Source organism: Pseudomonas sp. rhizo25 (genome assembly GCF_031931935.1).
Taxonomy (GTDB): Bacteria; Pseudomonadota; Gammaproteobacteria; order Pseudomonadales; family Pseudomonadaceae; genus Aquipseudomonas; species Aquipseudomonas synxantha.
Map to the genome: position 1 here is coordinate 60,093 of NZ_JAUJXA010000003.1, position 18,947 is coordinate 79,039.

Sequence of the window (18,947 nt, forward strand, 5' to 3'; positions counted from 1 at the left end):
GTCCTCCTGTTCAGAGATGGGACTCGTCGTTGGTTTCAAATACCGGCCTGCGTGGCTTGGGCGCCATGCGCTTGCTGGCCATCACCACCAGCGCTTGATAGGCCGATGGCAGGCAACGGGCGAGCAGGTCGAGAAAATAGGCGTCGCGGCCGATCAGCACGCGGCGCTTGTTTTTGCGCACACCTTGCAGGATCACCTTGGCGGCCTGATCGGCATCGGTGATGAACAGCTTTTCAAAATCGGCGCGGGCTTGTTGCTCGCTGTGGATGAGGAACCCGGTCATATTCGCGTCGATGCGGCTGCTGCGGCAGATATCGGTGCGAATACCGCCGGGGTGCACACAGGTGGCCGAGACGCCGCAGCGTTGCAGGTCGAGTTCCTGGCGCAGGGCTTCGGTAAAGCCGCGCACTGCAAACTTGGTGGCGTTGTAGCCGCTCATGCCGGGCTGGGCAAACAGGCCGAACACGCTGGAGGTGTTGATCACATGCCCATCGCCGCTGGCCTTGAGGTAGGGCAGGAACGCCTTGGTGCCATGCACTACGCCCCAGAAGTTGATACCGACGATCCATTCCAGGTCGGCGTAATCAACGCCTTCCACGGTGCTAGACAACGCCACCCCGGCGTTATTGAAGACCAGGTTGACATGGCCGTGCTCGGCGGCACAACGGGCCGCCCAAGCTTGCATGGCTTTGCGGTCGGAGACGTCCAGCACCTGGGTGGTGACGGTCACGGGTGCCAAGGTCGAAGCCCGGACCAGTGTCAGGGTCTGCTCCAGTCCCTGGCTGTTCTTGTCCGCCAAGGCCAGGTGGCAACCCTCCCGAGCCAGGGCCAAGGCCAGTGCGCGGCCCATGCCGGAGGCCGCACCGGTGATCGCCGCGACGCGGCCGTTAAATGACTTCATGACAGGCTGCCTTCTGTGGCGGAGTGGGGCGCGGGTGCAGGGCGCGGTGTGGCGGGCGTCGGCAGCGGGTCGGCAAGGTAGTCCTTGAGCGCAAAATGCCGGGTGATCTGCTTGAAGCGCCAGGTCGAGCCGGGCCACAGCGTGGTGTTCTTGCCGGTGCGTGGGTCCAGGTACCAGCTCTGGCAGCCGCCGGTGTTCCAGATGGTGCGCTTGAGCTTGTCCTGCAACTGGCGGTTGTAGGCCTGCTCCACGGCGGGCTTGACCTCTAGCGTGGCGATGCGCTGGCGCTGCATTTGGCGCAGTGCGTCGAGGATGTAGCTGACCTGGGCTTCGATCATCAGGATCATCGAGTTATGCCCCAGGCCGGTGTTGGGCCCCACGATCAGGAACAGGTTGGGATAGCCCGGCACGGTGGTGCCTTTGTAGGCATGGGCGCCATCGCCCCAGGCGTCCATCAGGTCGATGCCGTCGCGGCCGATGATGCAACCGCGGGGCAAGGGGTCGCTGGCCTGGAAACCCGTGCCGAAGATCAGGCAGTCAGCGGGATGCTTGATGCCGTCGGCGGTGATCACACCGTCGGCTTCGATGCGCAGCACACGATCGGTGACCACCTCGACATTGCTGCGCGAGAGGGCCGGGTAGTAGTCGTTGGAGATCAGCACGCGCTTGCAGCCGATGGTGTAGTCCGGCGTCAGCTTCTTACGCAGGGAAGGGCGTGCCACTTGTCTGCGCAGGTGACGCAGGGCGATTTTCTGCACCATCTTCATCAGCCGTGGGTGCAAGGCAAAACCCACCACCCGCCCTTCCAGCGCCCAGTAGAGGGCGCCGCGCACCAGCTTTTGGGTGAACGGCAGGTGCTTGAACAGCCAGCGCTCGAAGGTTGAAATCGGCCGGTCGGGCTTGGGCATGATCCACGGCGGTGTGCGCTGGAACAGGTCCAGGTGCGCCACCTGCGGCGCGATCTGCGGCACGAACTGAATGGCGCTGGCGCCGGTGCCGATCACCGCCACGCGCTTGCCTTTCAAGGCGTAGTCGTGGTCCCAGTGCTGGGAGTGGAAGCGTTTGCCCTTGAAGCTGTCCAGCCCCGGGATGTCCGGCATCGCCGGGCGCGACAAGCCGCCCATGCCCGATACCAACACCCGTGCACTGACCTGGCGGCCATTGCTGAACGTCAGATGCCAGCGTTGCTGCTGCTCATCGAACACCGCGCGTTGCAGGCCCATGCCGAAACGCAGGTAGGGCGCCAGCTCGAAACGCGTGGCGCATTGTTCCAGGTAAGCGCGGATCTCAGGTTGCGCCGCGAACTGCCGCGTCCAATCCGGGTTGGGCGCAAAGGAAAACGAATACACATGGGACTGCACGTCACAGGCGCACCCTGGGTAATGGTTATCGCGCCACGTACCGCCGAGGGTCTCGGCCTGCTCAGCGATAAAGAAGTCGGTGAGCCCGGCTTCCTTGAGTTTGATCGCCATGCACAGGCCCGCGAAACCCGAGCCGATAATGGCGATGTCGATTGAATCACTGTAGGCATTCATAAAGGCTGCCTCATCCGTAGAACGCGCTTGGGCATCGAATCTGCTCCTGTTTTTGTTTTGTCTTTTAGATAGAACACCATTGCAAAGGAAAATTGAATTATTTATTTTAAAAAAGATTTTAAATAATCTACCTGAAAAAATCGCCTACGCTAGGTTCCGCATGTGCCATTTGTCCGACGGGCGAACACGCCATGCATCAAGTCTAGGTCCAGGGCGTGGACGATGGCTGAGGCCCTGATCAATTCCGGTCGGGTCGCCAGCCGCAGGGAAGCAGAGGACCGAGCTATGGCTGTCGAATGGGTAGTGGCTGCGGGGGTGTTGGTGGGCGCCAGCGCGGCGTTATGGGGCTTGAGTGCCTGGGTGACGCGGCGCATTGAAGCGGTCGTTCCGATCAACGGGCGCTTCGTCGAGGTACAGGGCGAGCGCTTTCATTATGTCGAAGAGGGCAAAGGCCCGCCGCTGGTGATGATCCACGGGCTGATGGGCAGCAGTCGCAACCTGACCTATGCCTTGTCTGGGCAACTGCGTGAACATTTTCGCGTGATCACCCTCGACCGCCCGGGTTCGGGCTATTCCACCCGCCACCGTGGCACGGCGGCAGACCTGCCAGCCCAGGCCCGACAAATCGCCGCCTTTATCAACACACTCGACCTGGGTAAGCCGCTGGTCCTGGGGCACTCGTTGGGCGGCGCGATTGCCTTGGCGCTGGCCCTGGACCATCCCCACGCAGTGTCCGGACTGGTGCTGGTGGCGCCCTTGACCCATCCCCAACGCATGCTGCCGTTGGTATTTCTGTCTCTGGCGATCCGTCCGGCCTGGTTGCGCCGCTGGATGGCCCACACCCTGACCATGCCCGTTGGCCTGCTGACCAAGGACGCGGTGGTCAAGGGTGTGTTCGCCCCCGATGCTGCGCCTTCGGACTTCGCCACCCGTGGCGGCGGGTTGCTGGGCATGCGCCCCGACAATTTCTACGCGGCCTCTACCGAGATCAACCGCGTCAACGATCACCTGCCGGACATGGTCAAGCGCTACCCGCAACTGACCCTGCCCATCGGGCTGATCTATGGCGCGCAAGACAAGGTGCTCGACTTCCAGAAACACGGCCAGGCCCTGGCGAGCAAGGTGCCAGGGTTGAAAATGCAGGTCGTGGAAGGCCGTGGACACATGTTGCCGATCACCGCGACGCAGCGAGTGGCGGCGCTGGTGGAGCAGATTGCCAAGCGCGTTCGACCCGGCGAAAGCGTCACGCAGTTACATCCACCTGTGGCCCTGGCGAGCAAATAAATGTGCCACCCGACTCGCGGTTCAACGGCGTTAATGCCTGCCCTAGACACCTGACTACGCGGCTGAAAAAGAGACTGTACGGTCACGGAAAAAAGGGCTGGAGAAACTAGTTGACGACCTAACGATTCCGCGCTATTTATTTAAAAAAATTATTTCAATGCGTAATTTGAAATTATTTTTGAAATGCCTAAGAGCGAATAAAATAATGAAAAAAACGCCTTTTATCGCATGGTCAATGTCTCGGAGCTGTCAGCGCTCCGTGAACTTCTCAGCTGCCCAAGCGTTCAGTGAATGCGTGTGGAGGTTGCCATGAATCAGACCCTGGCAACCTCGCAAGTCTGGACCGACGGCAAGCGCCACCTGTGGTGGCTGGGCATCATGCCCCTCGCAACTCCGCTACTTTCCGGCGCCCTGGCGATCGGCACCGGCGTGCAGCAACTCTGGTGGGTCGGCGTGCTGGTGATCTTCGGCTTGATCCCGTTGATCGATGGCCTGCTCGGCGAAGACGTCAGCAACCCGCCTGAATCGGCCGTCAGCAACCTCGAGTCCCAAAGTTACTACCGCTGGATCGTCTACACCGGCGTGCTGTTTGTGATCGCCTCAGTGGTCATCACCGGCTGGCTGGCCGCTGGCGGCATCGACTGGATCATCAACGGCGGCCTGCTGCACGCCACTGCTGCGCTGGAACCGTCAAGCTGGCTGGCAAGGACCGCTGCATTTATCACCGCACGCACCGAGTTGCACGGCGAAATCAGTGTGTTCACCTACCTGGGTATGGCGATGTCCACCGGCGCCGCCACCGGCATCGCAATCAACACTGCTCATGAACTGGGGCACAAGCCTAAGCCCCTGGAAGTGTTCCTGGCCAAGGTTACCCTGGCGCCGACGTTCTACGGGCACTTCTACACCGAACACAACCGTGGCCATCACGTCCGTGTAGCCACCCCGGAAGACCCCGCCAGTTCGCGGCTGGGCGAGAGTTTCTGGGCGTTCCTGCCGCGCTCGGTGTGGTTCAGCGCCGTATCGGCCTGGAACCTGGAGCGCGAGCGCCTGCGTAAACTCGGCCTGCCGGCCCTGCACTGGAAAAACGCCGTACTCAGCGCCTGGATGTACAGCGTGGTGTTGTGGGGCGCGATGATTGCCTGGCTGGGCGCGGCGGTGATTCCGTTCCTGATCATCCAGGGCATCTACGGGTTCTCGTTGCTGGAAGTGGTGAACTACGTCGAGCACTACGGCCTCAAGCGCCAGAAGTTGCCCAACGGTCGTTATGAGCGCTGCTCGCCGCGCCACTCGTGGAACAGTAATCGGATTGTCACCAATATCTTTCTGTTTCAACTTCAACGGCACTCCGATCACCATGCCAACCCGACGCGCAGTTATCAGTCGTTGCGTCACTTCGATGAGTCACCGCAACTTCCGTATGGTTACGCGAGCATGATTGTCTGGGCCTATGTGCCTTACTTGTGGCGACGTCGTATGGACCATCGGGTGCTCAATCATTATGCCGGGGATATCACCCTGACCAATCTTCAACCGTCACAGCGTTTGAAGTATCTGGAGAAATACAGCGGCAGTGCCAAGCCGTTTTGATATGAATTAAACAGCCAGGGCGTACTCGGGATCTGTGTATCGCGCAGGTTTTTATCGCCCCAGGTATTGAGCGTTTAGTGCAAGAACGTGGTTTGACCCTACAAAAATAATGTAAAGGGAAGGACGTACACCATGCAAAGCCCTGCCAAGTTCACTACACATATCCTGTTGGCTGCGATAGGCCTGATTGTCTATCACCAGGCCCAAGCGGCCCGGATCGAACCCGCCGGCAGTGCCTTCACAGCCCAGGGGCCTATCAGTTTCTCCAAAGGCAAGCTGATCAGCGCCGATTGCACCATCAAGGTGGCCGGCAAGGTGGCAGCCGATGGTTCATCGGTAAATGTCGACAAAGTCGAATTTGACGGCGGCCTCAAGTGCAGCCGCGTTGAAGCAATCAACCTGCCCTGGGTGCTGGTTGCCAAGGATACAAAAAGTGGCTCGATGTCGAAGATCAGTGTGGATGTGCACGCCTTTGGCCTGGGCGGCAAGTGTGGGCCTTCGACGGCCGACGGTACTTGGGATAACGCCACTGGCAAGTTGGAAGCCGCCAATGTCCCCATTGGCGAAGACTGCAAGATCAAGACGGTGTCGATCAAGATGCCGCCCAACTTCAAAGTTGTCGAATAAAGCGTTTCGACTGTTGCAGCGGTAGATGCATTGAAATTTGGCTGGAAAGGGAAGTTCTGCAGTTTCACCGTGACCTCTCGATCATGGCCATTACCCCTGGCGAAATGAATCGCCATAACATGTGAGGAAAAACAATGAAAAGCTTGAAAACTCTCGTGTCGTTGACTGCTCTGGCTGTTTGCATGGGTGCCGCTTCGATGGCCAGTGCGGCCACCATCACTCCTGATGGTCCATTCTCTACCAGTGCTGGCACGATCGTGGTGAAGTCGCCGTCGTCCTTCGGGGCCGCTGTGACCTGCGGCATTACCTTCACCGGTAATGTCAGTGGCGGCGTAGCGTCGATCAATGGCGCAACGCTGACAGGTGGCGGCCTGTGCGGGCTGCCGACGCTGACTAATATTCCGTGGGTGCTGACTGCAACCTCGCCAACTGTCGGTACCGTGACCAATGTCGGTTACAAGATCTCTTCGATTCCGGCTACCAACTGCGGCCCTACCACTATTGCCGTGGCTTGGAATGCGGGGTCCAAGAAGTTGACCGCTGCCAATCAGTCTCTGAGTGGCAACTGCACCGTTGTTTCCCTGGACGTAACCGCGCCAACGTTGACTGTCCAATAAGTCGCATCACTTCGTAAGGGTTGATCACCCGTGAAGGCAGGGGTCTCTAAGGAGGCTCCTGCTGACGGAGCGCAAGGTCGAGGGAACTGACTATGGGTAGTTTGTTGCGACGGGCGGCAAGTACCTTGTTGCTGACCAGTGGCGTAGGGTTCGCAAGTGTGGCACTCGCCGCGGATTTTTCTCCTGCGGGTCCATTCACCAGTGCTGCTGGGACACTAACGATAAGAACGCCTTCTACGTTTGGCTCACCACTTACATGCGGACTTACCGTGGCGGGGAATGTGAGCGCTTTTACCGGGGTTCATATCAATACATTTTCCATTACGGGTCCGGGGTTTTGTAGCTTGCTGAAACCTAAGATTTTGGGGTGGCGGATGAATGCCTTCTCTTCGACTTCTGCCCTTATCGATGACGTTGGTTTTTCGATAACAAGTCTGCCTGCAACCCATTGCGGCCCAAATCAGATTTACGCAAGTTGGAATTACGCGAGCCATCAATTAACTGTGTTTAATCAAGCCTTGTCAGGGAATTGCACGCTGGAACGAATGGAGCTCACTTTTCCGACGCTCTCGATAGCGAATTGAAATGACAGGGCTCGCTGGGATAAGCCGCTGCGATAATAATAGGGGTAATACATGAATAATAAAAAACAACACACCCGAACTTTACTCGGGTTGGCATTGGTAGGCGGACTGATGAGCACTGGCCCGGTACAGGCGGGTGGCTTCTCCACGCCGACCTACGGCGCGCCCGGTTGGGGTCGTGCGTTTGGTGGCGGCTCACTGTTTAAGAACGACCCCAGTGCTGCGTACAACAACCCGGCAGCCATGGCATTTATTGACTCGACCATCGCGCAACAGACTGTCGATTATGCCCGGGTCAAGATCAAATACTCGGGTCAGGCGTATGACCACAATGGTAATCCAGTGACCAATACGCCGGTATTGGATGACCAGGGCACCATGGGCGATCCAGCCCTTAACACCAATAATGGCGGGCAAGGCGGTTTCACCGCATGGCTGCCAACCGGTTTCCTGGTGATTCCAATCGGCGACCGTTTTGCTTTTGGCTTGAGCCAGGTCGTGCCCCAAGGCATGAAAACGACTTGGAACGAAGATTCCAAGCTGCGCGATTTTGCGGTCGACACCAAGATCGAGACCGTCGGCCTGACAGGTTCGCTGTCGTTCAAGGTCAATGATGAGTTTTCGGTCGGTGGCGGTGCCATCGTCCAGCGCAGCCAGGGCTTCGTCAGCCAGAACATTGACTTGTTGGCTGCAGCGGATGTCTCTCCAGGTTTGGGAGGCACCGGTTTTCCTACAGGTGTAGGTCATTCTTTGATGCGCGTAAAAGTCGACAACATCTCGGTCGGCTGGTTTGGCGGTGTGGTATGGAAGCCGACGGCGCAAGACACGTTGGGCTTGAACTATCACGCCAAAATCAAAAACAAGATGACCGGTAAGTACAACGTCTACACGGATGCTATCGGCCGTAACGCAATGACTAATCCTATCGGTCCGAACGGCGAAACGCTGGTTGAAATGGCTTATCCAGGTCTTAAGCTTTTCCCGGACGGCGCGCATGCCAGTACGCAATTGGATATTCCGGCTACTGCGGCGATTGACTGGGTCCACCAATTCAATGATCGCTGGACATTGGGTGTAAGCGCTCAATGGACTGAATGGTCTTCGTTCAAAGACCTGACGCTCAAGTCCCAAGGTTCAACTATTGTTGCCATTCCCTACAACTACAAGAATGCCTGGATGACCTCAATCGGTGGCGACTATAAAGCCACCGACGAGCTAACCCTACGCGCGGGTGTAGCGTATGACCAGACCCCTACGCGTAACTCCACCCGTGACCCTCGAATCCCCGACGGTGACCGCTACTTCCTGGCGTTTGGTGCCGGTTATGACATCAAGGCTGTGCCTGGTTTGTCAGTGGATGCCGCGTATTCGCACCAATTCGTCCAGAAGGTCAACCTGAAAACCAAGAACGTCGATCGTCTCGGTGCGGCTCAACTGGACGGCAAGGCTGAATCTTCAGGTGACGTGGTCAGCCTGTCGGCGACTTATAAGTTCTAAGGCCTTCAGCGCTACTGAACGCCTTGCCGAGACGGTCGTTCGCGACCTGCGTTGTTTGCTCTTTATCAGGCTGACACGGTCAGCCTGAATTTTTTCGGCAAAGCGTTAAATAAAAATTTCAAAACAAAATTTGAATTTGTGATTTGAAGTTTGTAGTGTGGCTTTACGCCCTGAATCAAGTAGAGGTATCCCCATGCTTATCTGGTTATCGGTGGGTCTCGCAGCAGCGATTGCCCTGGCGTATCGACAAGCCGCAGCCGCGCTGTGGTTGGGCACCGGCATCATCTGGCTGGCGTTTGGTTATCTGTTCAACGCGGTGGGCGACCTGGGCCTTGCCGTCGCCGCCGTGCTGGTGGTGCTGCCGGCCTTGGTGCTGGCGATCAAGCCCCTGCGCCGCGCCCTGCTGACCAGCAAGGCCCTGGGCCTGTTTCGTACGATCATGCCGGCGATGTCTGATACCGAGCGTGCGGCCATCGAGTCCGGCACCGTGTGGTGGGACGCCGAGCTGTTCAGCGGCAAACCCAACTGGCAGCGTCTGCTGCAAGCGGCGCCGGCCAGCCTGAGCGCCGAGGAGCAAGCCTTTCTCGACAACGAGGTGGAAAACCTGTGCGACATCGCCAATGACTGGGAAACCACCCAGGTCTGGCAAGACATGTCCCCCGAATGCTGGCAGTACACCAAGGATGCCGGGTTCCTTGGCATGATCATCCCCAAGCAGTACGGCGGTAAAGGTTTCTCCCACTACGCCCACTCCCAGGTGGTGATGAAGCTGTCGACCCGCTGCTCGGCGGCGGCGATTTCGGTGATGGTGCCCAACTCCCTGGGCCCGGCGGAGCTGTTGCTGCATTACGGCACCGACGCCCAGCGCAATTACTATCTGCCGCGCCTGGCCCGGGGCGAAGACATTCCTTGTTTTGCCCTGACCAGCCCGTATGCCGGCTCCGATGCGGGCGCGATCCCAGACCTGGGCATCGTCTGCAAAGGCTTGCACGAAGGCGAGCAAGTGCTGGGGTTCAAAGTGACCTGGGACAAGCGCTACATCACCCTTGGCCCGATTGCCACGGTGCTGGGCCTGGCGTTCCGCGCCGAAGACCCGGACGGTTTGCTCGGCGCGCCCGGTTCACTGGGCATTACCTGCGCGCTGATCCCCACGTCCCACCCAGGTGTGAACAGCGGTCGCCGCCACTGGCCGTTGAACGCGGTGTTCCAGAACGGTCCTACCACCGGCAAGGATGTTTTCATTCCGTTGGAATGGGTGATCGGCGGCCGCGAACAGATTGGCAACGGCTGGCGCATGTTGATGGAATGCCTGGCGGCGGGACGGGCGATTTCCCTGCCATCGGCCAACGTCGGCTTGGGTAAAGTCGCGGTGCGTGGTACCACCGCCTATGCGGCGATGCGCAAGCAGTTCGGCTTGCCCATCGGCAAGTTCGAAGGGGTGCAGGCACCCTTGGCGCGCATGGCCGGGCATTTGTATGCCTGCGATGCGGTGCGCAAGGTGTCGGTGGCGTCCCTGGACGCCGGCGAGAAACCGTCGGTGATCTCGGCCATCGCCAAGTACCATGTCACTGAGCGTGCGCGGATCATCGTCAACGACGGTATGGATATCGTCGCCGGCAAAGGCATCTGCATGGGGCCCAATAACTTCCTTGCCCGTGCCTACCAGCAAAGCCCCATCGCCATCACGGTGGAAGGCGCCAACATCATGACCCGCTGCCTGATCATCTTTGGCCAGGGCCTGATTCGTTGTCATCCCTACGTGTTTCGCGAGATGGAAGCGGCGCGCAACCCGGATCGGCGCAAGGCGCTTGAAGATTTCGACAGCGCGATGTTCGGCCATGTGAGTTTTGTACTGGCCAACACCGTGCGCGCAGCGGTGCATGCCCTGACCGGCGGGCGGCTGATTTCGGCACCGGCCAAGACCGACCCGGCGCTGGCGTCCTACTACCGTCAGGCCAATCGGCTGTCGGTGGTGCTGGCGTTGATCTCGGACATTTCCATGGGCGTGTTGGGCGGTGCCCTCAAGCGTAAGGAAAGTATCACCGGGCGCCTGGGAGATATCCTCTCGCAGCTGTACATCCTGTCCTGCGTGCTCAAGCGTTTCGAGGACGATGGCCAGCCCCAGGCCGACTTGCCGCTGGTGCATTGGGCGGCCCAGGACGCATTGCTGCGTGCCCATGAAGCCTTGGCCGAAGTGCTCGATAACTACCCTTCAAAACCCGCTGCGGCGGTGATGCGGGGCTTGAGCTTTCCGCTGGGCATTCCACTGCGCAAACCCTCGGATCGGCTGTTGGCCCAGGTGGCGGATGTGGTGCAGACCCCAGGGGAAACCCGCGATCGTTTGCTGGCCAATTCCTACATCCCGCGTCCGGAAATCGACAAGCTGGCCTATGGCGAACTGGGTTTCCGTCTGTTGCCCCAAGTGGAGTTGATCGAGGCTCGGCTCAAGCCCGCCATCAAGCAAGGCCTGCTCGAGCCGCTGCCGATCTCGGCCATGGCTTTCACCGTCTGGCGCGTCAAGGCGCGGGCACTGGACTTGATCAGCGATGACGAAGACACCTTGCTGGCGCGCTATGTGGAATACGCCGACCACGGCATTCAGGTCGATGACTTCCCCCAGGATTTTGGTTTGCTGGAGGCCTTGCAGCAGCGTAAGCAGGCGTTGGAGCCGACCGCCAAGCGTCGCAGCAATCAAAGCGAAAACGCCCCGGTCAACTAAGAAAAACGCGGTGCAAATGTGGGAGGGGGCTTGCCCCCGATAGCGGTGTGTCAGCCCAAGCAGATTTACCTGATAGACCGCCATCGGGGGCAAGCCCCCTCCCACATGTTTGACCGGGTTTACAAGGCAGGATTTGTGTTGTGAGTGGAACCCTCTATGAGTGACAACTACCTTTCATTCGTCAATTCCCCCTGGGGCCGTCGCCTGGCCCAGGCTGTCGGCCTGCCGCAGCCTTTGCCGCTGCAACGCCATCGCAGTGGCCAGGCCGGCCTGGCCAACCCGGTGATCATCGCCGGGGCAGGGCGTCTGGTGGCATCGGTGCAGCGCATCTTCAGCGCCACCGACACTGTTGCCGCCACCCCGGCGACCCTCACGGCGCCGTCCACCGTCAAGGTGCAAGGCGCGGTGTTCGATGCCAGTGACATTGCCGATCTGCAGCAGCTGGACGAGCTCTACCTGTTCTTCCATGCCAACGCCAAGCGCCTCGGCCAACATGGCCGGGTAGTGGTGCTCGGCACTGCACCGGAACACTGCCAGGATTTGCCCCAGGCCATCGCCCAGCGCGCCCTCGAAGGTTTGGTGCGCTCGCTGGCCAAGGAACTGCGTCGGGCGATCACCGTGCAGTTGCTCTATGTTGCGCCGGATGCAGAAGAGGCTTTGGACAGCAGCCTGCGCTTCTTCCTGTCGCGCCGTTCGGCCTATGTATCGGGGCAGGTGGTGCGCCTGCAAACACCGGTCGATGGCAACACTGCCGTCAATTGGGACAAGCCCTTCGCCGGTCGACGTGCCTTGGTCACCGGCGCCTCCCGGGGCATCGGCCTGGCCATCGCCCAGGTGCTGGCGCGGGACGGCGCCCATGTGGTGTGCGTGGATGTGCCCCAGGCCCAGGATGCGTTGCAGCAGGCCGCCGCCAGTGTCAGTGGCTCGGCCTTGCCCCTGGACATTACCGCCACTGACACCGCCGCGCTGTTGCAAGCCCACGTCAGCCAATACGGCGCCTTCGATGTGGTGGTTCACAACGCCGGAATCACCCGCGACAAGACCATCGCCAAGATGACCGAAGCCGCTTGGCGCAGTGTCTTGGCAGTCAATCTTGAGGCGCCGTTGCAGCTCAGTGAGGCCTTGCTGGACAGCCAGGGTTTGAACCCGGGTGGGCGCATCGTGTGCGTGTCGTCGATTTCCGGTATCGCCGGCAACCTCGGGCAAAGCAACTATGCCACCTCCAAGGCCGGGGTGATCGGCCTGGTGCAGGGGCTGGCGCCGCGTGCGGCGGCTCGCCAGGTCACGGTGAATGCGGTAGCCCCCGGCTTTATCGAAACCCAGATGACCGCAAAAATCCCGCTCATGATCCGCGAAGCGGGGCGACGCATGAACTCGTTGTCCCAGGGCGGGCAGCCTATTGACGTGGCCGAGACTATCGCCTGGCTGGCCCATCCCGCGTCGGGCGGGGTCAATGGCCAGGTGGTGCGGGTGTGTGGCCAAAGCCTGTTGGGAGCCTGAGTCGATGGATTACGTCACGCAGATTATCGACCCAGCGCCCTCGCGCACCCAGTTGTTGCTCGATGGCATGCGCGCCTTGCGCAAGCCCAAGCTCGACGGCGCGCCGCCGTTGCCTACGGCGCGACTTGTGCGCTCGGCGGTGGAGCTGTCGCCCACAGGCATCGCCGCTTACGCCCGAGCCTGTGGCTTTCGGCGTGAACAGGGCGTGCCACTGTCCTACCCCCATGTGTTGGCATTCCCACTGCATTTGATGCTGCTGACCCGGCCAAGCTTCCCGTACCCGGCCAGCGGCATGGTGCACCTGGCCAATCGCATTCGCCAGCACCAACGCCTGCACGAGGGCCAGGCGCTGCGCCTGGAGGTGTATTGCGAGCGTTGGGTCGCCCATCCAAAGGGGCAGGCGCTGAGTATCGCCACCCGCGCCTACGGTGCTGAGGCCCTGGTGTGGGAAAGCGACAGCCTGTACCTGCGTCGTGACGTCGACGACCCCGTGGGCGACCCCTGGAGTGACCCTTTGCCGCTGCAGGAAGAGGGTTTGTTGCGTACCCAACGCTGGGTGTTGCCGGCTGACCTGGGGCGACGCTTTGCCAAGGTCTCGGGGGATTTCAACCCGATTCACACCTCGGTCATCGGCGCCAGGCTCTTCGGTTTCCGGCGTGCCATCGCCCATGGCATGTGGACCCTGGGGCGCGCATTGGCGGCGCAACAACCACCCGGTGGCCTGGACCAGGCCCAGGCCCATTGCGACTTCAAGTTGCCGATCTTCCTGCCCGGCCAGGTCGCCCTGTGGAACCACCCGGTGACCGGCCCGCGGCGTGAGTTCGAAGTGCGCAATTTTGCTGGGGACAAGCCCCATATGCGTGGGCTATTCATTTGGAAAGAGAGCCAGGCATGAGTGACTACAGCTTCAACCCGGCCCCGACCCGCCGCGTGGCGATCATCGGCGGCAACCGCATCCCGTTTGCCCGCTCCAACACGGTGTACGCCCACGACAGCAACCAGGATCTGTTGGTCGCTGCCCTACAAGGCCTGGTAGACCGCTACAACCTGCACGGCCAGCGCCTGGGCGAGTTTGCCGCCGGGGCGGTGGTCAAGCATTCGCGGGATTTCAACCTGGCCCGTGAGTCGTTGTTGTCCACCACGCTGTCGCCGCAGACCCCGGCCTATGATGTGCAACAAGCCTGTGGCACCGGGCTTGAAGCCGCGCTGTTGGTGGCGAATAAAATCGCCCTCGGCCAGATCGAAGTCGGGATTGCCGGTGGTGCCGACACCACCTCCGATGCGCCCATCGGTATCAACGAAGCCTTGCGCCACACCTTGCTCGCCGCCAATCGGGCCAAGGGCATGGGCGACAAGCTCAAGACCTTGCTGAAAGTGCGTCCATCGATGTTCTTCAAACCATTATTGCCGCGCAATGGCGAGCCGCGCACCGGGCTGTCCATGGGCGAGCATTGCGAGGAAATGGCCAAGCGCTGGCAAATCAAACGCCTGGCCCAGGACGAACTGACCCTCACCAGCCATCAGCGCCTGGATGCGGCGTATAAACGCGGCTTCTTCGACGACCTGATCAGCCCCCATCGCGGCCTGGCCCGGGACAACAACCTGCGTGCCGATATCAGTCTGGAAAAACTCGCGGGCCTGTCGCCGGCATTTGACCGGCACAACGGCACACTCACTGCCGGCAATTCCACGCCGCTGACCGACGGCGCCTCGGTGGTGCTGCTCGCCAGTGAAGAATGGGCGAACGCCAACGGCTGGCCGGTGCTGGCTTATTTGCGCACGGGTGAGACGGCGGCGGTGAATTTTGTCGATGGCACCGAGGGCCTGCTGATGGCGCCCGCTTACGCCGTACCACGCATGCTCCAGCGCGAGGGCTTGAGTTTTGCCGACTTTGATTTGTTCGAGATCCACGAAGCCTTTGCCGCCCAGGTGCTGTGTACGCTCAAGGCCTGGGAAGACCCCCAATATTGCCGCGAGCGCCTGGGCTTGGACGCGCCCCTGGGCGCCATCGACCGCAGCAAGATGAACGTCAACGGCGGCTCCCTGGGTTGCGGCCATCCCTTCGCGGCCACCGGCGGCCGACAACTGGCGGCGCTGGCCAAGGCGATCCATGAACGCGGTGGGGGTCGCGGCCTGATCTCGATCTGTGCAGCGGGCGGGTTGGGCATCACCGCCATCGTCGAAAAGTAACGCTGTCAAAAACAACAATAAGGACACTGTCATGAACGCTATCAGCCTGGAACACAGCGAACGCATCTGGTTGAACGCTTACCTGCCCGGCGTTCCGGCCGACATCGATGCCGGGATCGAAGATTACCCGTCATTGCGCGAAGTGTTCCTGGAACACCTGGAAAAATTCCGCGAGCGGGTGGCCTACGTCAGCATCGGCACCGAAATGACTTACGCCGACTGGCAGGTCCAGGGCATTGCGTTTGCGGCCTGGCTGCAGGGCCAGGGTGTGAAGAAGGGCGACCGCGTGGCGCTGATGATGCCCAACTGCTTGCAGTACCCGATCTGCCTGTTGGGTACGATCCTGGCCGGGGCAGTGGTGGTCAACGTCAACCCGTTGTACACCGCCCATGAACTCAAGCATCTGCTCAAGGACAGCGGCGCCGAGACCGTGGTGATCTTCGAGAATTTCGCCCATACCCTGGAAAAAGCCATGGCAGGCAGCAGCGTCAAGCGTGTGGTGGTCGCGGCTATTGGCGACTTGCTGGGCGCCTTTAAGGGTGCGGCGATGAACTTCATCCTGCGCCGTGTACAGAAACAGGTGCCAGCCTTCAAGTTGCCCGGTGCGCTGCGTTTCAATCAAGTGATGAAACAGGGCAGGGCGCAGACCCATCTACCGGTCAGCCTGGACCGCGACGAACTGGCCTTCCTGCAGTACACCGGCGGCACCACCGGCGATGCCAAGGGGGTGATGCTCAGCCATCGCAATATCATCGCCAATCTATTGCAAGCCAAGGCCTGGGTCGGCGACCAACTGGACCAGCACAAGCAGGAAACCAACGTGACCCTGCTGCCGCTGTATCACATCTTTTCCCTGACGGTGAACTGCCTGATGTTCATGTGCCTGGGCGGGCGCAATATCCTGATCGCCAACCCGCGGGACGTGAAGCGCGTGCAGATGATCCTGCGCAAAGAGCGCTTCAACGGGATTGCCGGGGTCAACACGTTGTTCAACGGCTTGCTGGAGAACAAGGACTTCTGCGCTAGGGACTTTTCTGACCTGCGCCTGGTGATCGCCGGTGGCATGGCCACCCACACCGCCGTGGCCAAGCGCTGGAAAGAAGTCACCGGGCTACCGATTGTCGAAGGTTACGGGCTGACCGAATGTTCGCCGGTGGTGAGCATCAGCCCCATCGATATTTCACGCATGCGCGAGATGGAATTCACCGGCAGCATTGGTGTGCCGCTGCCATCGACCTGGGTGCGCTTTGTTCGCGAAGATGGCGAGCTGGCGGATATCGGCGAGCAAGGCGAACTGCAAGTACGCGGCCCGCAAGTGATGCAGGGCTACTGGCAGCGCCCGAAGGAAACCGCCGAGGTGCTGGACGCCGAGGGCTGGCTGTCCACCGGTGATATCGGGGTGATGGACGCCCGCGGTTATATCCGCCTGGTAGACCGCAAGAAGGACATGATCCTGGTCTCAGGTTTCAACGTGTACCCCAATGAAATCGAAGACGTGGTGGCGATGCACCCGGGCGTGAGTGAGGTGGCGGCCATTGGCGTGGAAGATGCGGTGAGCGGGGAAAAGGTCAAGATCATCGTGGTGCGCAAGGACCCGAACCTGACCCAGGAGCAGATCCTTGCGCACTGTCGGGAGTACCTGACGGGCTACAAGATGCCGCGGTATGTGGAGTTTCGCAGTACCGAGTTGCCCAAGACTACCGTCGGCAAGGTACTGCGACGGGCATTGCGCTGACACCGTGGACCTTGTCAGCAACGGTCAGAGATAACCATCATCCTGAATGTTCAGACCAATGACGTCCTCGCTGTAGATCGGCCGAGTGCTTTTGATCAGAAAGTCAGTCTTGCGATCACCCGTCAGATCAATGGCGAGGAAGTACCGCTGGGTGTTCGGGTTGAAGGTCAGGAGGGTATCGCCCGGTCGCCCGCTGTATTGACTGACGTGGTTGAGCGTGACCTGTGTGTTTTTACTCAGGCTGCTCAAGTCGATCTTGTCTTGGCCTGTGGTGAAGTCCATGAGCAAGTCCGGGTTGTTGCGCGTGGAGTCGCTGGCGGCATGGTAGGTGAACGTGTTGAAGCCACCATTACCAGTCAGGTGGTCGGCTCCGCCCCCGCCGGTCAACACGTTATCGCCGCTGTTGCCGGCAATACGGTCGTTGCCCTGGCCGCCGACGGCATTTTCGATGAGGGTGTCGGGCGTGATGTACACATTGTCAGTCAAGCCACCGACGCTGGAGCGCGAATTCGGCGCCAGGTTGATTCGCTGGGCTTGCGTGAAACCGGAAAAGTCCAGGGTGTCATTGCCCTTTTGGTCATGCACGCTGAAAGCCGGTTTGTCTGTGGCCGACGAGAGGCTCGTTCCACGCTGGCCGGTATTGGCGTTGAAGCCGTAGACGGTGTCAGCCGTTTCGCAGTCTGAAAGTGGAGGTGTGACAGGGGGCCGCGGAGCAGGGGTTGGCTTGGGGACCGGAGTGGGCGTAGGTTCTGGCTCTGGCTCTGGCTCTGGCTGAGGTGGCACGACTGGTGTAACCGGCACATCTGGCGTAACGGGCGTGTCAGGTGTGGCTCCAGTAAGGATATCTTCAAGTTTTATGGGGCCTTTGCTCAGGATCACCAGCGCGGATGCAGGGTCGCCATTCACATTCAGAATCAGCCTGTACAGCTTGATGTTTGCATCGTAGTCCAGGGTCAGTTCACCTTTGCGCCCCATGTGTTGTTCAACGAGTCGGAGAGACTGGAGGCCCGCCTCTTTCAATAGCCCAGATAGATCGATTTTGTCGATACCGCTTGTGAAGTCCGTGAGCGTATCCGGGTTTTTAGCCGGTGAGTCGCTGGCCCGGTTATAGACAAAGGTATCTGCGCCTCCGCCGCCGGTCAGCGTGTCGCCGCCTGCCCCTCCCGTCATGCGGTTGTTGATCTGGTTGCCAATCAACACATCGTGCCCGGATCCACCGATGGCATTTTCCATGACAACGCCCTTGGCGATGGATACGTTGCCCACGCGGCCACCCACATCCGAGAGTGTCTCGGCGCCCAGGTTGATCTTTTGATTCTGCCTGAAGCCGGAAAAATCCAATGTGTCTTCGCCGCCGCCGTCCCAGACACAAAAGTTGGTCAACTCGTCGGCGGAAGTCAACGAATAGTGGTCACGCTCAGTGTTGGAGTTGAAACCATAAGTTGTATCTCCTTTTCGAGTTTCGTAATTGGGTTCGTATAAGCGATGAACGGCTGCGATATCGTGCATGGCCGGTGTCAAGTTGCTATCCGAAACACTCACGCCGCGCTCGTCGGCCGGACGCCACCATTTATTGTTGTAACTCATGGCCGTATGCGTGTGGCTGTTTTCGGGATAGTTCTGGTTTGGATGTTGTAACCCCAGGCTATGACCAAGTTCATGAATCATCGACGAATGAGGGGGAGAGTTCTTGTTGCCAACGCCGATGCCTATATTTGCTGTTCCCTGGTCATTTGGCATGACTGCATACCCACCGACCCCATTGTTGGCATGAAGTACAAAAAATGCATCTGCATGCCTGGCGTTTTCGGTGAACTTGACCTTGACCACGTCTTCCCAAGCCTTGATTGCGCTCCTGAACGCTTTCTTTCTGGCCTGGCTGAACTCAAGCGCACCACCGCCCTTGAGCCAGGCTGTTTGCGGATCTGCGGCGTCGAAGAACTTGTAAGAAACGGATAGTTGGCCATCGCCATCCCTGTCCTTTAATTTGAAGTTGTCGCGGGTCAGTTGCTGGGCGACTTTGTCTGATAAAGAGGACGAGGCTTGCAGTGAAGTGTCGCCAGCAGGAGGTTGGATTTGTCGGTGCAGGTGCATCGGCATGTGAGTTCCGGTACTAAGCATGTTTATGTCTCGCAGGTGTTTGGGTTTGTATGAGTACGCAAGAGGTG

At 59.9% G+C, this 18,947-nt stretch carries 14 protein-coding genes; 11 read left to right on the forward strand and 3 right to left on the reverse strand.

From position 1 onward, the window contains the following. Window positions 1-10 precede the first annotated feature (10 nt). Complete coding sequence (locus QZR30_RS07365; protein ID WP_311903114.1) at window positions 11-901, reverse strand: SDR family NAD(P)-dependent oxidoreductase; 891 nt, start codon at window positions 899-901, stop codon at window positions 11-13. Beyond that, window positions 898-2,436 carry a flavin-containing monooxygenase gene (locus QZR30_RS07370; RefSeq protein WP_311903115.1) on the reverse strand — a complete coding sequence of 513 codons (1,539 nt, stop codon included), beginning with the start codon at window positions 2,434-2,436 and terminating at the stop codon, window positions 898-900. Before QZR30_RS07370 ends, QZR30_RS07365 begins: the two co-directional genes overlap by 4 nt. Window positions 2,437-2,721: 285 nt before the next feature. Here QZR30_RS07370 and QZR30_RS07375 point away from each other — a divergent pair, with 285 nt between their 5' ends. From QZR30_RS07375 to QZR30_RS07425, 11 genes are all read left to right on the forward strand, one after another. Then, on the forward strand, window positions 2,722-3,720 hold the full coding sequence (locus QZR30_RS07375; RefSeq protein WP_311903116.1) for an alpha/beta fold hydrolase: 999 nt from the start codon (window positions 2,722-2,724) through the stop codon (window positions 3,718-3,720). 309 nt (window positions 3,721-4,029) lie between these two features. After that, window positions 4,030-5,310: an alkane 1-monooxygenase gene (locus QZR30_RS07380; RefSeq protein ID WP_311903117.1), complete on the forward strand. Its 1,281-nt coding sequence runs from the start codon at window positions 4,030-4,032 to the stop codon at window positions 5,308-5,310. 132 nt (window positions 5,311-5,442) lie between these two features. Further along, window positions 5,443-5,937, forward strand: a complete 495-nt coding sequence (gene praA / locus QZR30_RS07385; protein WP_311903118.1) for an alkane oxidation protein activator PraA — start codon at window positions 5,443-5,445, stop codon at window positions 5,935-5,937. A 134-nt stretch (window positions 5,938-6,071) separates the two neighbouring features. Next, window positions 6,072-6,554, forward strand: coding sequence for an alkane oxidation protein activator PraB (praB, locus tag QZR30_RS07390; protein ID WP_046068417.1), 483 nt, complete (start codon window positions 6,072-6,074; stop codon window positions 6,552-6,554). A 92-nt stretch (window positions 6,555-6,646) separates the two neighbouring features. Further along, window positions 6,647-7,138, forward strand: coding sequence for an alkane oxidation protein activator PraB (gene praB, locus QZR30_RS07395; RefSeq protein ID WP_145916475.1), 492 nt, complete (start codon window positions 6,647-6,649; stop codon window positions 7,136-7,138). Between the two features lie 51 nt (window positions 7,139-7,189). Continuing rightward, window positions 7,190-8,635: an outer membrane protein transport protein gene (locus QZR30_RS07400; RefSeq protein WP_046068416.1), complete on the forward strand. Its 1,446-nt coding sequence runs from the start codon at window positions 7,190-7,192 to the stop codon at window positions 8,633-8,635. A 193-nt stretch (window positions 8,636-8,828) separates the two neighbouring features. Continuing rightward, entirely contained in the window at window positions 8,829-11,354 is a 2,526-nt protein-coding gene (locus tag QZR30_RS07405; RefSeq protein ID WP_056846195.1) for an acyl-CoA dehydrogenase, read from the forward strand. Between the two features lie 156 nt (window positions 11,355-11,510). Further along, window positions 11,511-12,854 (forward strand): 3-oxoacyl-ACP reductase, encoded by a 1,344-nt coding sequence (locus QZR30_RS07410; RefSeq protein ID WP_059397872.1) that lies wholly within the window; start codon window positions 11,511-11,513, stop codon window positions 12,852-12,854. Window positions 12,855-12,858: 4 nt separating this feature from the next. Next, the gene (locus tag QZR30_RS07415) at window positions 12,859-13,749 is read left to right on the forward strand and encodes a MaoC/PaaZ C-terminal domain-containing protein (protein WP_056846194.1); all 891 of its coding nucleotides are present in this window, start codon (window positions 12,859-12,861) and stop codon (window positions 13,747-13,749) included. Continuing rightward, window positions 13,746-15,044: an acetyl-CoA C-acetyltransferase gene (locus QZR30_RS07420; protein WP_059397870.1), complete on the forward strand. Its 1,299-nt coding sequence runs from the start codon at window positions 13,746-13,748 to the stop codon at window positions 15,042-15,044. The genes QZR30_RS07415 and QZR30_RS07420 overlap by 4 nt, the downstream gene beginning before the upstream one ends. A 31-nt stretch (window positions 15,045-15,075) precedes the next feature. Beyond that, a complete protein-coding gene (locus QZR30_RS07425) occupies window positions 15,076-16,779 on the forward strand; it encodes an AMP-binding protein (RefSeq protein WP_046068411.1) in 1,704 nt (567 codons plus the stop codon). Window positions 16,780-16,803: 24 nt separating this feature from the next. Here QZR30_RS07425 and QZR30_RS07430 read toward each other — a convergent pair whose 3' ends face one another. Next, window positions 16,804-18,879 (reverse strand): M10 family metallopeptidase C-terminal domain-containing protein, encoded by a 2,076-nt coding sequence (locus QZR30_RS07430; protein WP_311903119.1) that lies wholly within the window; start codon window positions 18,877-18,879, stop codon window positions 16,804-16,806. Window positions 18,880-18,947 lie beyond the last annotated feature (68 nt).